Origin of the sequence: Enterococcus crotali (genome assembly GCF_000633635.1) — a bacterium.
Taxonomy (GTDB): Bacteria; Bacillota; Bacilli; order Lactobacillales; family Enterococcaceae; genus Enterococcus_L; species Enterococcus_L crotali.
Genome location: NZ_AYPQ01000005.1, coordinates 199,947 through 216,588 on the forward strand (window position 1 = coordinate 199,947; position 16,642 = coordinate 216,588).

General features: G+C 33.7%; 17 protein-coding genes and 2 pseudogenes. 16 read left to right on the forward strand and 3 right to left on the reverse strand.

The genetic code is table 11. The features are described from left to right. The first annotated feature begins 20 nt into the window (after positions 1 to 20). Positions 21 to 254, forward strand: a complete 234-nt coding sequence (locus V192_RS0112835; RefSeq protein ID WP_025872352.1) for a helix-turn-helix transcriptional regulator — start codon at positions 21 to 23, stop codon at positions 252 to 254. A gap of 163 nt (positions 255 to 417) precedes the next feature. Here V192_RS0112835 and V192_RS0112840 read toward each other — a convergent pair whose 3' ends face one another. Together V192_RS0112840 and V192_RS0112845 are read right to left on the reverse strand one after the other, a co-directional pair. Beyond that, positions 418 to 2,037: a WG repeat-containing protein gene (locus V192_RS0112840; protein WP_025872354.1), complete on the reverse strand. Its 1,620-nt coding sequence runs from the start codon at positions 2,035 to 2,037 to the stop codon at positions 418 to 420. Beyond that, the gene (locus V192_RS0112845; RefSeq protein ID WP_025872356.1) at positions 2,034 to 2,753 is read right to left on the reverse strand and encodes a hypothetical protein; all 720 of its coding nucleotides are present in this window, start codon (positions 2,751 to 2,753) and stop codon (positions 2,034 to 2,036) included. Before V192_RS0112845 ends, V192_RS0112840 begins: the two co-directional genes overlap by 4 nt. Before the next feature lie 149 nt (positions 2,754 to 2,902). Between V192_RS0112845 and V192_RS0112850 the strand changes: the two genes are divergently transcribed. From V192_RS0112850 to V192_RS0112870, 5 genes and pseudogenes are all read left to right on the forward strand, one after another. Next, on the forward strand, positions 2,903 to 4,417 hold the full coding sequence (locus V192_RS0112850) for a HEAT repeat domain-containing protein (protein WP_025872358.1): 1,515 nt from the start codon (positions 2,903 to 2,905) through the stop codon (positions 4,415 to 4,417). Positions 4,418 to 4,437: 20 nt separating this feature from the next. Continuing rightward, a complete protein-coding gene (locus V192_RS0112855) occupies positions 4,438 to 4,791 on the forward strand; it encodes a hypothetical protein (RefSeq protein ID WP_025872360.1) in 354 nt (117 codons plus the stop codon). A 172-nt stretch (positions 4,792 to 4,963) separates the two neighbouring features. Beyond that, positions 4,964 to 6,696, forward strand: a pseudogene (locus V192_RS20190) (DNA/RNA helicase domain-containing protein). Then, a complete protein-coding gene (locus V192_RS0112865; protein WP_025872362.1) occupies positions 6,684 to 7,013 on the forward strand; it encodes a nucleotide pyrophosphohydrolase in 330 nt (109 codons plus the stop codon). Before V192_RS20190 ends, V192_RS0112865 begins: the two are co-directional and overlap by 13 nt. A 23-nt stretch (positions 7,014 to 7,036) precedes the next feature. Next, positions 7,037 to 8,356 carry a hypothetical protein gene (locus tag V192_RS0112870; RefSeq protein ID WP_025872364.1) on the forward strand — a complete coding sequence of 440 codons (1,320 nt, stop codon included), beginning with the start codon at positions 7,037 to 7,039 and terminating at the stop codon, positions 8,354 to 8,356. A gap of 107 nt (positions 8,357 to 8,463) precedes the next feature. On the opposite strand, the gene V192_RS0112875 is transcribed toward V192_RS0112870, so the two are convergent. Continuing rightward, a complete protein-coding gene (locus V192_RS0112875; RefSeq protein WP_025872366.1) occupies positions 8,464 to 8,757 on the reverse strand; it encodes a hypothetical protein in 294 nt (97 codons plus the stop codon). A gap of 1,351 nt (positions 8,758 to 10,108) precedes the next feature. Between V192_RS0112875 and pepG1 the strand changes: the two genes are divergently transcribed. The 10 genes and pseudogenes from pepG1 (at position 10,109) to V192_RS20195 (ending at position 16,618) form a co-directional block, all read left to right on the forward strand. Next, the gene (gene pepG1, locus V192_RS21290; protein WP_082266032.1) at positions 10,109 to 10,252 is read left to right on the forward strand and encodes a type I toxin-antitoxin system toxin PepG1; all 144 of its coding nucleotides are present in this window, start codon (positions 10,109 to 10,111) and stop codon (positions 10,250 to 10,252) included. A gap of 285 nt (positions 10,253 to 10,537) precedes the next feature. Continuing rightward, on the forward strand, positions 10,538 to 10,891 hold the full coding sequence (locus V192_RS0112900; protein WP_025872370.1) for an MmcQ/YjbR family DNA-binding protein: 354 nt from the start codon (positions 10,538 to 10,540) through the stop codon (positions 10,889 to 10,891). A gap of 168 nt (positions 10,892 to 11,059) precedes the next feature. Then, the gene (locus V192_RS0112905) at positions 11,060 to 11,482 is read left to right on the forward strand and encodes an SRPBCC family protein (RefSeq protein ID WP_025872373.1); all 423 of its coding nucleotides are present in this window, start codon (positions 11,060 to 11,062) and stop codon (positions 11,480 to 11,482) included. 45 nt (positions 11,483 to 11,527) lie between these two features. Further along, positions 11,528 to 11,701: a hypothetical protein gene (locus V192_RS21555; RefSeq protein WP_158001106.1), complete on the forward strand. Its 174-nt coding sequence runs from the start codon at positions 11,528 to 11,530 to the stop codon at positions 11,699 to 11,701. A 324-nt stretch (positions 11,702 to 12,025) separates the two neighbouring features. Next, positions 12,026 to 12,595, forward strand: a complete 570-nt coding sequence (locus V192_RS0112915) for a TetR/AcrR family transcriptional regulator (protein ID WP_025872377.1) — start codon at positions 12,026 to 12,028, stop codon at positions 12,593 to 12,595. A gap of 1 nt (position 12,596) precedes the next feature. Next, positions 12,597 to 13,532 (forward strand): NAD-dependent epimerase/dehydratase family protein, encoded by a 936-nt coding sequence (locus V192_RS0112920; protein WP_025872378.1) that lies wholly within the window; start codon positions 12,597 to 12,599, stop codon positions 13,530 to 13,532. A gap of 151 nt (positions 13,533 to 13,683) precedes the next feature. Beyond that, positions 13,684 to 14,088, forward strand: a complete 405-nt coding sequence (locus V192_RS0112925; protein ID WP_025872379.1) for a GFA family protein — start codon at positions 13,684 to 13,686, stop codon at positions 14,086 to 14,088. A gap of 104 nt (positions 14,089 to 14,192) precedes the next feature. After that, positions 14,193 to 14,516 (forward strand): hypothetical protein, encoded by a 324-nt coding sequence (locus V192_RS0112930; protein WP_025872380.1) that lies wholly within the window; start codon positions 14,193 to 14,195, stop codon positions 14,514 to 14,516. 36 nt (positions 14,517 to 14,552) lie between these two features. Continuing rightward, positions 14,553 to 15,068: a GNAT family N-acetyltransferase gene (locus V192_RS0112935; RefSeq protein ID WP_025872381.1), complete on the forward strand. Its 516-nt coding sequence runs from the start codon at positions 14,553 to 14,555 to the stop codon at positions 15,066 to 15,068. A 90-nt stretch (positions 15,069 to 15,158) separates the two neighbouring features. Beyond that, positions 15,159 to 16,618: pseudogene (locus V192_RS20195) on the forward strand (amidase). The last annotated feature ends 24 nt before the right edge of the window (positions 16,619 to 16,642 follow it).

Here is a 16,642-nt window from a genome sequence, read left to right on the forward strand (position 1 = left end):
TTTAAGGATAGGATGTCTGTATGAAGATTGGGAAATTATTAAAAGAAAGCAGGGAAAGAAAAAAATTAACACAACAAGAATTAGCTGATACGTTCCATGTAACGAGACAAACCGTATCAAGATGGGAAAATGAACAATCTTATCCCAACTTAGATACATTAGTTGAGCTAAGCTTCTTTTTTGATTTTTCACTTGATGAAATTTTAAAAGGAGATGATCTAGAGGAAAACAAAGCGATTCAAAAGGATGAGTAGTCACCACAAGATGTGGGCTGAAAGAAACAGAAGTTCTATTCGATGATTACGTTAAAATGAATCATTCTAAATAGAGAAGACTTATTTTAAGATGAAAAAATTAGGCTTGGCGCTGTATGAGAGAAGAATCCATACAGCATCAAGCTATTTACTACGTGAAAAATTATTTTTCTATAATAACTCCTTTTTCATTGACCAAGCCTGCTTTTGTAATACCCTTTTCATCATAGAGAAATGAAGCAATCCCGTCTTCGTTGAACGTTTCTATTTTAGTTGCAAAAGGTTGTTGTAAAATTTTTCCATTCGGCGTAATCAAACCATGATTATTCGGTTCATTCCCTTCCGTATAGACCTTATAAGGCATTGCAGCAGAAGCAATCCGTTCCTTTGAAAAACCACCTTCATAAAGACCGATTGTCGCAGCAAAAGGTTCAGTTATAGGTTGTAACTGTTCATCCATGAGACCTTCTAAATGGGTTTCTTTTTCTTCATAAATATAGCGAAGAGGTTGATTTTTGTCGGAATTTAGTTCCTTGATAAATGTAAGGGAAGGCGGGCGAATAATAGTACCCTCTTGATCAATCAAACCAATTGGACCTTTTTCTTCCAAGCAAAAGCCGAGCACATTTTGAGTCCCTGCAAATGAAATTATTTTATAAGCAAAAGGCTCCTTAACGATCTGACCTTGATCATTGAGAATACCCCAAAGGCCATCTTCACTTTCAGTGAATGTAACTAACTTTTGTGATGCCTTTTGAGGCGTTTCAGATTCAATTTGGTAGGCAAAGGGTTCTTTGATGATCGTGCCTTGACTGTCGATCAAGCCGTACAAATCATTTTCGTTTTCTTTGTATTTATAAATCTCATAAGAGCGATTGATCGAGGCAAATTCAAAAGCAAACGGATTTTTTAAAATTTCACCTTCTGTATTGATGATCCCATTTTTACCGTTATCAGTTAATGAAAACGTCGCAATACCACTATCCGCAAATTGTGTTCCACCAAAGGCAAACGGTTTTCGGATGATCTGACCTTGTTTATTGATGAGTCCGCCTTTACCTGACGCCGGATCTTCAAACCAAGCCACCCCGTTATTGAAACTGGACATTGCCGTTGCGAAAGGCTCTTTGATGATGTTTCCATTTTTATCCATAAATCCATATAAAAATTGATCCGTCTCTTTATCCTCTTGTAAAAAAACGGCCAGACCATCAGAATAATGATTGATATATGCTGCAAAGGGTTCTTTAACAATCGTCCCATTTTTATCCATCAAACCGAGTAACGCCGTTTTTGGTTCTTCAAAACAGGTCAATCCATTTTCATCAAATAATTCTTCCTCTGAATCAGTTGATTCAGAATCAAGATTTTGTTCTTCTCGCCAGCCGAAAAAGCGAGTAAAGTTCTTTTTCAAAATCGTTCCATCTGCTGAAAGTAATCCCTTTTCGTTATTTTTTTCCGTCATGTAATAGGAGAGCTGATCGTTCATTTCTTCAATAGTAGTAGCAAACGCTTCTTGTTTGATATCGCCTGTCACCGTATCCACAGTACCATAAAGAGTATCTTTGCCTCGATCTATTGAGAATGTAGCGATTTTTTTGTCATCGTTTAGATGAATAGACTCAGCAAAAGGTTTCGTTAAAATCGTTCCATCCAATTTAGCTAAGCCATATAAACCGTTTTTCTCCTCCTTGTATTGAACGAGAGGTCTATTACTTAAATGACTAAAATCTATTTCAGCCGCAAAAGGTTTAGATAAAATTTTTCCTGTCCAATCGATCAATCCAAATTTCCATTTTTTTCTAGTTGGTAAGTAGCGATGTTCCGATCATCACTCCTAAATGGAAAATTAAGCGATGTGGCAAAGGGTTCTACAACCGTTTTTCCATGTTGGTCCATTAACCCATATAATACTTGCTTATCTTTTTTTACAGCATAAGAAAATACTAATCCATTTGTTGAGAATGTCTCGTAACTTTCCATTATTGGTTTTCTAAGAAGCTGACCATTGCCGTCGATCAACCCATATTTTTTGGATTGCTGATCTTTAAAAAAGTAAAGAGAGGGTGCTTTAGTAAAATGGAAATTTTTTGCTTCATAGAAACTAGCTGTTTCAGGTTGCCACACATAAACATCTTTCATAAATGCAGGCTGTAAAATTTCTCCGTGGTCATTCACAAAGCCCCAACGTTTGCTCAAATGATCTTGATACACAGCGATTCCTTGCTGATTAAACGCATAAAGCTCTTTCATAAAAGGTTTTTGAATGATCGTTTTTTTATCATCCATAAAACCGTAAGTTCCATGCACCTGATATAAACGCACAGGAGTAGTCTTTTCTTCCCATGAATAGACTTTTTCAACCTTTGCCATCTTTTTTACATACGCTTCACTATAAATTAAGTTAAAACGTAAGGCTAAACCGATTGCTACAAGTAGTAGCAAAATACTTGAGCCGATCATTATTCTTTTTTTATGCTTCCCAACAAATTTTTTCATTTCATTCTCCTTTTATGTAGCGATAATCTATCCCTTGGACATTATCTTATTTAGTAGATTGGTTTGTCAATGGGTGAAATAGCGTGTATATTAAAATAATATAAGAAGTACAAAAGTAATTTAGAAGTATAAATAGACGAGGAGATAAAATGAAGCAAACGTTGTTGGTATTACAAAGTGAAGATACACAAATCAAAAATGTAGCTGCAGCAATCAAGTATTGCTATAAAAAAATCATATTCAATCAGGAAAATCGCTCAAGCTACATACAGTACCTTGCCCAGTTTCTAGAAGAGCAAACACCAAAAGAATTTTTGAACACATGTAAACAATTAAGAGCGTTCTCTTATGGGCGAAGTGGTTGGAACTGGTTAGAAATTAATCAATCTGTTTTGCGTAATCAGATATCTAACGATTCAGCTGTATTTTGGTCGTGGCTAGTTTGTCATCCAAATGGCTATGTTAGAGAAGTGGCATTAAAGAAATTGGTTGCTGGAACTTTTACCGGTACATTCCCATTTTTACTCGTTACATTAAATGATCATGTTGGACAGTTAAGAGAATTGGCATTACAAGAAATAGATAAAAGAGTTGAGCAGGAAAATGAAGATACTATTATTTTCTCTCTGCCATTGATCAAACGTTTAAAGGCGTTAGAACAAAATGAAAATCTAGTAGTTTATGATCAACTCAACACCTATTTAATGAAGCAGCCTAATCTATTACTAAAAGCGCAAGAAAACAAGGACATCTACATTTCAAGGTATGCTTTTGAATTAAGTTTTAAGCTCAATGAACAATTAAGAACGCAAATGATAAACAATGGGCTGAAAAAAACAGATCGGCTTATTTTAAGTTGGACATTTCAAACTATACAAAAAGAAGCGCAATGGGAAATAGACTATCTCACTCAACTATTGCATCATCCGCAAATGATTATTCGGAAATTAGCCTGTGAGTGGTGTTATTGTAATCGAGTTCAAGAGGAACGAATGCTTCCAAAGTTATTAGACCAATCAACCGCAATCAAATATCTAGCACTAGAATATGTGAAAAAGCAATTTCCAGAAATCGATTGCAGAGAATATTATCTCCAGCATTTGACAGCTGATCCAAGCAATGCACTTCATGGATTAGCGATCGTACAAGATAAGAGAGATAAAAAACGGATGCTTCCGCTGATCAATTCAAACAAAAAGAGGATCAGAGTATCCGTGTTAAACTGGGCGGGCTGTTTGCCTTTGAAAGAACAACTTCCTATTTATATTGATTGTTTGTCAGATGTTTCCAGAGATGTGAGAAGTATAGCCGTAGACCAATTGATGCAACAATATTCATTATCGATCAAGAAGCAGTTAATGCCTTTATTTAAAGAAAAACAAGACACACGTTTTCAATTGAATGTCATTAAAATTCTTGGTGAAGAAAGCAGTAAGGATTATTTTTTTGATTTAGTGGCATTGTATGTGGATGCGACGAATGAATTAGTGAAAGCGGCGATTGAACAGCAGCTTACTGGTTGGTTGCTTAGTTGGAATCGGCGGTTCTTCTTTAGATTTAGCTTAAAAGATAAGGTAGAGTTGGCTTACATGTTGAGGAAAAATTATGAGAAGTACTCGATGGGTGTTCTGGTTGTGGTGGAGAAGGTTTTGGGATCAAAGTAAAATTATCAGTGGAGGAATAAATGAACCGACTAATTGAAGAACACGTGCTGCAAGCGGTTGAAGGATATCAAGAAGATTCGTTTATGTATTTACTGCATGAAAAAAACTATATTGATTTGAATGCGTTCAAACATTTGATTACTTTGTGTGAGCAGTTGATCGATTTTTATAAAGAGAACGGAAAAACAGAGAATTATGTAAAGGTTATTCGAATGGTTTTGGATCGGTTTGAGTATATCCTTATGAATTGGAGTTATCATCTTAGTGAGAATGATTTATTTTATATCAAGAATTTTCAGGAGATGGAAGAGAATGAAAATATATTGTTGATTAATGACGAGATAAGACGAATCACTGGATTGTTGATTTTTTAGATTAAACATGCAGAAAGTATTTTATAATTATTAGACTTTAGAGCTAATAGTTATAAGATGCTTTTTATTACATTAAATTAGTGCTTTTCAAGTTGCAAATTAAAATTTTATAGCATAAAAGATTCCTTATTTTGAAAATAATTGTTACAATGTGTGTGGGAGAGTGTCGTTTATGAATTATGAAGATGATAGTATAAAAATCCAGATTAAAGAATATGATTTTTGTGAAGAAGAGGTTGAAAAGTTAAAAGATCCTTTTGAAACAAACTATCCTATTTTGTATATCTTACATAATACAGATAAAAAGAAAAAACCAGAAATTTATGTAGGACAAAGTAGACGCTTTAATAAACGGATGTCAGAACATCTGAAAAGTAATAAAAAATCTATGATGAAGAAAATCGTTATGATCGGACACGATACATTAAATGTATCTGCAACGTTGAATATAGAGACCAATTTAATTAATTATTTGCTTGCAGATGAAAAATATAAGGTTGAAAATAGAAGCCAAATTAAAGGCAGTGAATCCCATAATTATTATAATAAGAGATATTATGACGAAGTATTATTTCCTAAAATATGGAGAAAGTTAACAAAGGAAATAGTTGTTGAACCTAGAGTTAATTATTTGAAAAACAAAGACACTTTCAAATTATCGCCATTTCGTGGATTATCACCTGAACAACAAGATTTAAAAGAAAAAGTGATTGATTTTTGTAAACGAAGTATGGATGATACTGAAAATGAACATCATGTCTTTTTTATTGCAGGTGAAGCGGGGACAGGCAAGAGTGTGGTTTTGAGTTCTATTTTTAAAACAATTCAAGATTTAGCTGAAAAAAAGGAAAATAATGCGTTTGCTAATTTTAATCAAGATAATAATTATCTTTTAGTGAATCACAATGAAATGTTGAAAACATATAAAAAGATAGCTGAAAGTTTACCAAATTTAAAAAAGAAAGACTTTATGAAACCAACAAGCTTTATCAATGCTGTTGATAAAGGAAAGCTAAAACATGCAGATATCGTGTTAGTGGATGAATCTCATTTACTACTTTCTACGAAAGATAAGTACAATAGTTTTGAATATGAGAACCAATTAGAAGAGGTTATCAAAAGAAGCAAAGTTACGATTGTTGTATTTGATGAAAAACAAGTGTTAAAGCTAAAAAGCCACTGGAATGCAGATAGTCTTGTTAAAATAAAAGATAAATATCCAATTCATGAAGAGTATCATTTAACGACTCAGTTAGAATGAAAGCAGCTCCTGAAATTGTACATTGGGTAGATTCATTTGTGGATCGAAAAATTTTGCCATTTCCTATAATTACTAGAAGAGAAAAGACTGAAGCAAAAAAAAGATATAGCGATGAAGAGTTTGATTTTCGTTTTTTCTCTAGTGCTGAAGATATGCGAATGGAAATAGAAGCAAGAAATCAAAAATCAGGATTAAGTAGAATAGTTTCAACTTTTGACTATATCCATAAAAAGGATGGCGGAGAGTATCTAGTTGAAGAAGGGGATTTTTCTGCACCATGGAACCGTACAGACTACAAAAAGAGCTGGGCAGAGGAAGAAGAAACAATCAACGAGGTTGGATCGATTTATACAATACAAGGGTTTGATTTAAACTATGTAGGGGTGATTTTAGGCCCTTCAATAGGATATGATGCTGAAAAGAATGAATTAAAAATCGACATTGAAAAATACAAAGATTCAGAAGCATTCAAAAGTCGTGATGGAATCGAAAATATCGATAAAGTGAAAGAACAAATCATTTTGAATTCGATCAATGTTTTGTTAAAAAGAGGGATCAATGGTTTATATATTTACGCAAGTGATGATAAACTCAGAGAGAAGTTAATGACGATTCAGAAGGAGAAATCAAAATGGACGAATTAATCAAGAAAGTTAATCAATTCAGAGATGACCGAGACTGGCGACAATTTCATAATCCAAAAGATTTAGCAATTTCGATTTCTTTAGAAGCTTCTGAATTACTGGAGAACTTTCAGTGGAAAACAAGTGAGGAAGCGAAAGAGAAGAATCAAGAAAATATTGAACAGGAATTAGCGGATGTGCTGATTTATAGTTTGATGTTGGCATCTGATTTGGAGTTGGATGTTGAAGGGATTATTGAAAAGAAACTGGAGTTGAATGATAAGAAGTATCCAGTTGAGAAGAGTAAAGGGAATAAAGAGAAGTATACAGAACTATAGTCGTTTTATTAAGGGGAATCAATATGAATGAATTGTATGATTATTTAATCAATGAACTAGGTTTTAGTTGTCCAGAGGATGTAGAAATTTATATTAAGCAAAATAGTATGGAAAACATTGAAGCAATAATAGAATTTATTATAAAGGTTTTTTCAATGACTGAATCATTAGGGACAGGAATCAATAATTCAATATTTAATTTCAAAGTTAACTCATCACTTTCAGGTGGAGGTTTTCCTTGTAGTGAACTAAGTTGCCGAATGAAAAATTTAGAATCATTGATACGTTTTTCGGTACTATACGCTGAAAAAGTTATTATTAAAAATCCTATGGATAAACATTATTCTAATTTACAAAATAACGAACTTTTTTTAGAGGAACTTTATATTGACATATGTATATTATTAGAGTTGAAGGAATTAGTTATAAATGAAATTGTTGTATTTGAGTCATCTTATGTATGTCTGTGTCAAAACTGTTTAACACAGGTTGAGAATAAAAAAAAGAAAATATTGTTTCAAATGGATAAAACATACGATTTAATGTCACAGAGGTTTGAAAATAATACTTTGTGTAAAGCAATTAGTTACAATAATATGCCAGAAATTGTTATTTCTGGTTCTGAGGAATTTGATTTACATGAAACCTTTGCTATTCCGAGTGGAAATCAATTAGAATATATTGAATCAATACTTAAAAAAACAAATAACGTAGGTAGAAATCTGAGTCCTACAGAAATTAAAAGTTTAGGTTTATCTAGTAAATTTATTTCACCATCATATGATGATGTTTTGTTAAATACGCTAGAAGTTGTTAAAAATCAGACTTCTTATCTTACAAACAGAAGACTAGATTATTCCTTTTTGGCTGATTTGAATCAGCAACAGAATACTCAAATGGACTTGCTAAATCATAGTCTAACAGTTGTTCCAGAAGTTAAAATATCTAAGATAATGGAATTGAGAAAGAAAGAAGGTGGGGCTTTTGAGAATTATAGAGTTACAGTTAGCAAAGAATTACAAGGAAGAAACTTTAATTCTTCCCAAGAATATGTTGATTTTAATAAGGATGTCATTGTTCCAGAAATAGAAAAAATGAACAGAGCTCTTGAAGTAAATAGAAAGTATTTGTTTAAAGACATTACTAAGGATATCATCTTTTATTCAGGAGTACTAGCTGTTGGTTCATTTGCTGGTGGTATCGTAGCAAGTGCTTCTCAGCTGCTTAGTGCTATTGGAGGCGTTAGTTCAATAAAAAAATTATACGATAAAAGCTTTTCAAATGACACTCAAAAAGAGATCGCAAAAAATCCATACTATTTTTTATGGAAATTAAAAGGATAGCAATTTAAATAAACTAAAATTTATGTGACAATTTTGGGATTTTGAATAATAGTACAAGTAAACTAGGGACACTCAAACCAGTGAACCTAGTTTATTTTTTACAAACATCACTTCGTCAAAGATTCACCTGCAATTTTCCTCTCCCCATCCAACTTCCTCACCTTCTCCTCCTCAATCGCCATCAACCTCAAAAACTCCTCAAAAAAAGCATGAAACAAATGCCCACAAGCATAATACTCCTTCACAACCTGCTTCTTATTAATCGGTCCTTTTCGAAACTGAAAAAAATGATCCAACACAGCAAGAGGCTCCTCCCAAGACTGCAACCGATCTAACGTATGCTGCAAATCCGTAATATCCTGATAAGGAATCACTTTTAAACTCTGACCTTCTTTTTTCACAACTCAGTTCCTCCCTTTTTAAAAGTACTCTTAAAACCAGTAACATGAAGCGTTGAACAACACCATCCAACGCCCCATATACGTAACTCATATATCTGCGCATTGACTCAGGCAACTATTAAACAAACCAGTGATAAAAACGACTTACGCATGATTTTTCTAAGCCTGTCCGTATTCTTATCACTTTCTTCTCAAAGCAAAACAAAAAACGCTATTGTAGTAATCAGTGAGAAAAAGCCAGCTTTTCAATAACTTCCCAAAAATGCTTCAATACGAAAAGCGTATTGCTTCATTTTTAGTCCAGTTGCTCAAATCTTAACGACTTTTTATCATCCTAACTTAACCACCAATACCGTCATCAATCCCCTAGATAAAGCCCAAACCCTCCCTAAAATACAAAATCCCAACCAAAAGTTTCCAGACAGACTAGAAAATCCCAGTAAAATTAGGTACAATAAAAGAGCTAGTGCTTTTGTGCTAGCAATTGGCAACTTGTATAGATAGTTTACGCTGTCTATGCAAGGCTTCATCATCTGATTGCTGTCAGAGGGTGAAGTGCCTTTTTGCTTTGCACCAACACAATTGACCAAAGAGCAGAGTGGTTGATGCAAAGTACAAGGTGAACGAAGTGAACGTTTTTTCCTTGTCTTATATCTATGATGAATCATTTGTTTTACTTTGAACGAAACCTCCTTTTACTAGATTTGTAGAATAGAAAAAAACGATATCAGGTAACATCACCCAATATCGTTCACAATAGTCCAAAGAATCATCTACCACTTTTTCAATGTAACCCAAAGAGAATCCAAGAAACCTATAGAAAAATAGGCAGACTTTAGGTACAATGAAAGAAGCTAGTACATGTTGCTAGCACTATTGGCAACTTGTTTGGGCAGTTTACGCTGTCTTTACAAGGCTTCAAATGCTTGGTTGCTGCCAGGCTTTGAAGTGCCAATTTATTTTTATATTCTGATTTGAACAGTTCATACCAATATGAGCTGTTTTTTTTATTGCACATCACAGCGATTAATTGAAGAGCTGATGATGCGCAATACTTGGCGACCGAAGATAGAGAAGTGTCCCTCGTTCTATTCTACCTCCTAAGTATATCCGAAAAGAATACGAACACGCAACATAATTTTTCTTACAAATACCATTAAATAACATAAAAATTTGCTCCCTTATATATAAGAAAAAATAACAAAAAATTTTTTTCAAAATCTTAATTTTTCCCCTCTAATGACGACCAAATAAAAATAAAATCGTTCATTCAAAAAGCTTAATTAGTATGATATACTTATCATTGTAGAGAAGTTATGACAGTGGCGACTTCCGAGAGGTGGTGGTGCTTATGAATGTAAGTGCTAAAATCTTTGAAAGGAGAAGCCTTTTGTCAGCATTGGATACAATTAAACTAATCCTAAGCTTTGGTATGTTTACCATCGCTTTAATTCGTTTAGTTGTAGAATTGCTTAAAAACGACAAAAAGAAATGACCGTTCATTAACTTTAGCCAGTTAAACGATCATTTCATAATGATATAAAATACTTGCTACCGTCTTAAACGGCTCTACATAGGAGAGGTATGTTAGCGCATATCTCTCTTATCATATATAATTATAGCATACAACAAATTTTTTGCCATATTCGTAGAAATAGTCTCAAAAAGATCAAACAACAGAATTCTTTTGCAAATGAAGCTAGAATGTAAAAGTAAAAAATCAGAAAGCAGTCATTTTTAAAATAAGAAGGTTTAGCTTGATGAAAGGAAAATCAAAGACATGATTGAACGTGAAGATATCATTGATTATATAGTTGAAAAGTACACGATTTATCCAGAATTTATTTTTGAAAAGTTCCCTAATTATTGTGTCTTTCGACATAAGCGAAAGAAAAAATGGTTTGGACTTATAATGACTATTCCTAGAAATAAACTTTATGGAGATGAAGAGATAAAAATTGATGTTATTAATTTAAAAATAAATCCAGAATTAAATGAGATATTAAGAAATAAAAATGGATACTACCAAGCGTATCATATGAATAAAGAGCATTGGATCACAATAGATCTTTCTGCTGTAGAGGGTCTTGATCAAATCGCTGGATTAATCGATGATAGCTTCAAACTAACTTGAAGGCTAAAAACGACTATTCTTAATTTCTTTAAGTAACATTCTAAAATATAGCAATTTATCAATCAGAAGTACGTGTATGACTATATTGAACTCGCTTACATGATATACTATATATAGAAAAAAATACTAAAAAAATCTCCACAAAAAAAGGCAAAAGGAGGATTTACAATGAAACATATCAAAAAAGAATTCTTACTTAATTGCACTCCCGCAAAGGCTTGGCAACTTGTCGTTGATCGTAGCAAATATGAAATATGGGCGGCTGCTTTTCAAGCCGGATCAACCTATTCTGGTGAGATGAAATTGAACGAAACGATTTCATTTGTTGATGAGACAGGGAATGGTTTAGTTTCTAAAGTGGTCATTTTTGAACCAGAAAAAGAAATAAAATTCGCATTCTTGGGAGAAATTACAGATGGTAAATATGTGGAAGTCCCTGAATTTACAGAGATGCTTGAGCACTATCTATTTGAGCCTGTGGGCAATCAAACCAAAATGCTCGTGGATGTTGCGATGGATGATGAGTATTATGAGATGATGAATGATTTATGGGATAAAGCAGGAACGGAACTGATAAGTATAAGCAATTGATGCATGAGCAGAGTGAAACAGATAGTTAAAACGATAAAAATTAAGATGAAAAAGAAGGTTTATTTAGTCAGATTTTCATTTGAAGAAGATGTATTGACATGGATGAATTTATCTTATGATGCGAAAGAATTACGTTTTAAATGGAGTGCGAGAGCTGATAACGCTGAACAACGTTTTTCTGTCAGAGGAGAATCGATCATTCCAATCGTATGGAAGTAATGCTACTGACTAAATAAATATCCTTATAATAAAAATTCAGCCAGAGCATTCAGTTCTGGCTTTTTTCTGCTGAGGTAAATTATCAAGTTGAGTCGTCAATTTAATTCATTAGTTGAATTTTCATAACAAAAGAAAGGGGTTAATAAGTAGTAAGTTACTTTTAGAATGATTGAAGACATTTTTGCTAAGAAGTTTTTTTGTTAATAAGATCATTCATTAATAAAAGTGTTAATTGACAAGTATGAAACTTTAATATATCATTCGATATATAACAATTGATATATATTGGTTATCTTTCAAATTAGTAATAAAGGAGATAGGAATATGCCGCCATCAGTTAGAATTGACAAAGCGACTATATTAAACGCAGCTATTGAGCTATTAAATGAAAAAGGCTTGGATGCGATAAATTCAAGAAGTGTTGCTAAGCGCATTGGTTGTTCTACACAGCCCATTTTTAGTACGTATGGAAGTATGTCAAATTTACTGGAGGATGTTATCGTATACGTTGAAGACTTCTTTTTTAATTATTTAAAAAGAGTAACGCTAGATGAGTCCTTTTTTTTGAATATAGGATTGTCTTACATTCAGTTTGCACAGGAATATAAAAACTATTTTGCGACGTTATTTCTTTTAAATAATTTTAAAAATATGACTTTTGAATCTTATATCAATTCTGACAACACACAGTTTGTGAGAGATGGAATCAGACAACTATTTACGATTGATGAAGCGAGAGCAACAGGCTTATTTCTTGATATGTGGATATACTCACATGGTATTGCGTGCATGATATCGACAAATAATATTAATATGAGCACGGATATAATTGAAGAAATGCTGACTAACTTACTTTATAGCCTTTTGAATGAAAAGAATCTATTGGAGGAATAAGATGAAAAAGAATAGGTATGTAATTTTTGGAACGGGTGCTTTAGGTATCCAATTTGCGAAAACTTTAGATTCAAGTGAGAATGAAATTATTATGGTAAATAGAAGTGGTATATGGCCAGATTCTAGTATAAAAGCAGTAGTTAAAAAAGTAGATTCTATGAATGGAAAAGAAGTTTCTGAGGTATTAAAGGATTGTACTGTAGCTATTAACTGTATAGGACTACCTTATCCTGAATGGGATCAACTGGTTCCTATAACAAAAAATATTATTCATGCTTGTAAAGAAAATAATACATTACTTGCGTACGTTGATAACATCTATGCTTATGGTGAGGTAGAGGGGGAATTATTTGAAAATACACCTTGCAATCCTAAAAGTAGAAAAGGAAAAATAAGAAAAGAAATAGCAGATATTCTATTAGAAGAAGCCACAAAGCAAAAGTTAAAAATGGTTATTGGACGCTCAAGTGATTTTTATGGTCCATATGAAGAAAAATCATCTGTTACAGGAGTTCAAGTTGTAGGTAATGTTCTAAAAAACAAAAAAGCAATGTATATTGGGCGTACAGATATGCTGAGATCAATATCGTACATTGAGGATGTTGTGAAAGCAATGAAAATCTTGATCGATGATTCTAGTTCTCACAATCAGATCTGGCATTTACCAAATAATTCACCATTAACTTTAGATGATACGATTGATATTATGTCAAAAATACTGAATAAAGAAATTAACTCTTCAAAATTACCTTATGGCTTACTTACTTTTCTTTCCTTATTCAATAGGGATATGAGAGAAATGAAAGAATTGTTCTATTTGAATAGTAAACCACTGATTGTCAATGATCAAAAATTTAAAAATAAATATCAAGATTTTAAAGTTACAGATTATTATAAAGGAATTGATTCTACAATTTCTTGGTATCAACATAAGTAACAATATTAATGGACGTGGGCTCTAGATTTTTTTGATTTGATTTTTTTATTTTCAAAAATGTCTTTTCTTGAAAGTGATGAATTTAAATTTATGTTCGCTAGACACATCAAATTTTTTCACCTAAACTTAATAGTACAAGGAGTGTGAGAAAATGAATCATTATAAAGGTGCTTGTTTTTGTGAATCTGTCCAATTTGAACTTGATTTGAAAAATTTCGACTTAACGGTTTGTCATTGTTCCATGTGCAGGAAATTAACTGGGTCTACTGGCTTTGCAAGTTTAGAGGCTGGGGGAAATGTTCATTTTACTATAACAGATGGACTATCGATTTTAAATTCTTCTGAGGTTGGTGAACGTGGTTTTTGTCATAAGTGTGGGACTAGCTTATTCTATCGCTTTAAACCTACGAACGAATATTTTGTACCACCTGCGATCATTTCTGATTTACCAGAAGAAAAAATTACTTTTATTGAAGAAATATTCTATGATAATAAACCGTGTTACTATGAATTTTCTAATGAAACCATAAAGAAAAATGAAGCAGATTTTCAATAATGAATTGTTGAAATAGATCCAAAAAAGAGTTTAGGGAATAAAACCTGAGCTCTTTTTCATACACATAAAAGCAATTTATGTATATAGTAGAGGAGAGTTCAGATATGAAAAATAAAAGCGTAAAAAAACAATTACTTATTTGTTCACTGTACATTCTTATCCCTTTAATACTCGGAGCAATAGCAAGTATTTGGATCAAACAATCAATTTTCGTCATCACAGCAATTATCTACGGCATCATGCTCGTTTTTATGATCCCGTCAGATGTTTTTTTCGGCAGTACGTTGGATTACACGGTTAAATCTGTTAATCCAAGTTATAAAAATGAGAAGCCAGATTATATTGGCGGGACCAGACAGCAATTGCTCAATTTTGCTATTGTTGCTCTTGGATTAGCCGTTTGTTTATTCCTTATTTTAATTGATTAATTCCGTTCTAAAAAAGACTAGAAAGAAGGAACAAAGATGATAGAAATCAAAAAAATCACCGTAGAGGACTTAGCCGCATTAAAAATGTTGAGTATCAAAACTTTCACAGATACCTTTGCGAAAGACAATACGCCAGAGAATTTGAAAAATTATCTTGACCAAGCCTATACGGACGAAAAACTAACCAATGAGCTTCAGAATGAACAGTCAGAGTTTTATTTTATTTATTCAGAGGATCAACTTGCTGGATATTTGAAAATCAATGTAAATGATGCACAGACTGAAACGATTGATGAAGATGCTTTAGAAATCGAACGTATTTATATTGATTCGGATTTTAAAAGACTAGGACTTGGGAAAATGCTTTATAATAAAGCGATGGAGCGAGGGAAAGAGTTGAGCAAGACCTCTATCTGGTTGGGTGTTTGGGAGAATAACTTTTCTGCCATGAAATTTTATCATAAGATGGGATTTACTCAGGTAGGAGAGCACTCTTTTTATATGGGTGAGGATGAACAGATAGATTTGATCATGAAGAAAGAACTAGTATGATCTTTTCCATGAGATTCCCTCAAGCAAAATAACCTAAAAATCCCCCGCAAACCTGTATAATAAAATCAGCGGTTGATAAGGGGGATGATCATGAAAGACGGCTTATACTACGCGACACAATTTCGCGAGAAAAAACGAAGCGTGACAGAGTGGATCGATGAACGTGCACAACAAGTAAAAAAGTTAAATCCTGAATTAAATGCATTTGTCGATTGGGATGCAAAAGCAGCGAAAAAACAATACGAGGCTAAAGGAGCAGAAACTGGTCCTTTTTTTGGCTTACCTATTCCTTTAAAGATGCTTGGACAAGAAAAAGCAGGAATGAAGTCAACATCTGCTTCTCGTTTATTTACAGAAAATCGTGCCACTTCTACGGATAATTTTGTAAAAGGTTTGGAACGATTAGGCTTCATCCTTTAGGGAAAACCAATGCACCTGAGTTTGGCTTTAAAAATATTTCTGATCCGACTATCTATGGGCCTGCTAGAAATCCGTGGAATCTTGATTATTCACCTGGTGGTTCTAGTGGTGGCGCGGCAGCAGCAGTTGCGAGCGGGCTGTTTCCAATTGCTGGGGCAAGTGATGGTGGTGGTTCGATTCGGATTCCAGCATCGTTTAGCGGTTTGATCGGATTAAAACCAACACGGGGCAGTATGCCAGTTGGCCCTGATGGCTGGCGTGGATGGCAAGGAGCTGCGATTGATTTTGCCTTGACTGTTTCGATGAGAGATACAGAAACGTTGTTTTATCATTTACGCGGAACGGAAAAAGCAGCACCGTATCACGCACCAAAAGCGGAGTGGGAACATCATTCAGCCGCAGAGAAAAAAGTTTTGAAAATCGCTTTTTTGACAGAGTCTCCAGTTGGGACACCTGTTTCAACAGAGGCGATAAAAGCAACACACAATGCTGCGAAGTTTTTAGAACAGCAAGGACACGAAGTGATAGAAATTCCATATCCAGTCAATGGTCGTCAATTGATCGACAGCTATTACTTGATGAATGGGGCGGAAACGGCTGCCATGTTCGATGGAATTCAACAAGCCATTCAGCGACCTGTCACGAAAGCAGATATGGAATCAATGACTTGGGGAATTTATCAATATGGGTTACAGATACCTGCAAGTCAGTATACAAGGTCTTTACAATTATGGGATCAAACGGCGTATAAAATGGAGCAATTATTTGAAGAATATGATGTATTGTTAACGCCAAGTACAGCGGATATCGCACCTAAAATCGATGCGGAGTTACAAAGTGATCAGATCCGTAAAGACTTAAGACAAGCAGAGTCACTGTCGATTTTACAATTAAAGGATTTAATTTATGATATGTTTGAAAAAAGTTTAACGATCTCACCCTTTACCCAGCTTGCGAATTTAACGGGGCAGCCAGCCATTAGTTTGCCCACCCATATAGCAGAATCTGGTTTACCGCTAGGCATTCAATTTATGGCATCAAAAGGGAGAGAAGATCTCCTGTTCCAAGTCGGGAAGCTATTTGAACGTGAACAGAAATTCTTATTACCAAACTATTATCGTGAATCATAGGAGGCTCAAATGAAGAAGTATTAG

Bases quoted from the DNA above. Each gene is read 5' to 3' on its own strand.
- V192_RS0112835 (WP_025872352.1), top strand. From the start codon at position 21: ATGAAGATTGGGAAATTATTAAAAGAAAGCAGGGAAAGAAAAAAATTA.
- V192_RS0112845 (WP_025872356.1), bottom strand. From the start codon at position 2,753: ATGAAAAAATTTGTTGGGAAGCATAAAAAAAGAATAATGATCGGCTCA.
- V192_RS0112850 (WP_025872358.1), top strand. From the start codon at position 2,903: ATGAAGCAAACGTTGTTGGTATTACAAAGTGAAGATACACAAATCAAA.
- V192_RS0112855 (WP_025872360.1), top strand. From the start codon at position 4,438: ATGAACCGACTAATTGAAGAACACGTGCTGCAAGCGGTTGAAGGATAT.
- V192_RS0112865 (WP_025872362.1), top strand. From the start codon at position 6,684: ATGGACGAATTAATCAAGAAAGTTAATCAATTCAGAGATGACCGAGAC.
- V192_RS0112870 (WP_025872364.1), top strand. From the start codon at position 7,037: ATGAATGAATTGTATGATTATTTAATCAATGAACTAGGTTTTAGTTGT.
- pepG1 (WP_082266032.1), top strand. From the start codon at position 10,109: ATGAATGTAAGTGCTAAAATCTTTGAAAGGAGAAGCCTTTTGTCAGCA.
- V192_RS0112900 (WP_025872370.1), top strand. From the start codon at position 10,538: ATGATTGAACGTGAAGATATCATTGATTATATAGTTGAAAAGTACACG.
- V192_RS0112905 (WP_025872373.1), top strand. From the start codon at position 11,060: ATGAAACATATCAAAAAAGAATTCTTACTTAATTGCACTCCCGCAAAG.
- V192_RS21555 (WP_158001106.1), top strand. From the start codon at position 11,528: ATGAAAAAGAAGGTTTATTTAGTCAGATTTTCATTTGAAGAAGATGTA.
- V192_RS0112915 (WP_025872377.1), top strand. From the start codon at position 12,026: ATGCCGCCATCAGTTAGAATTGACAAAGCGACTATATTAAACGCAGCT.
- V192_RS0112920 (WP_025872378.1), top strand. From the start codon at position 12,597: ATGAAAAAGAATAGGTATGTAATTTTTGGAACGGGTGCTTTAGGTATC.
- V192_RS0112925 (WP_025872379.1), top strand. From the start codon at position 13,684: ATGAATCATTATAAAGGTGCTTGTTTTTGTGAATCTGTCCAATTTGAA.
- V192_RS0112930 (WP_025872380.1), top strand. From the start codon at position 14,193: ATGAAAAATAAAAGCGTAAAAAAACAATTACTTATTTGTTCACTGTAC.
- V192_RS0112935 (WP_025872381.1), top strand. From the start codon at position 14,553: ATGATAGAAATCAAAAAAATCACCGTAGAGGACTTAGCCGCATTAAAA.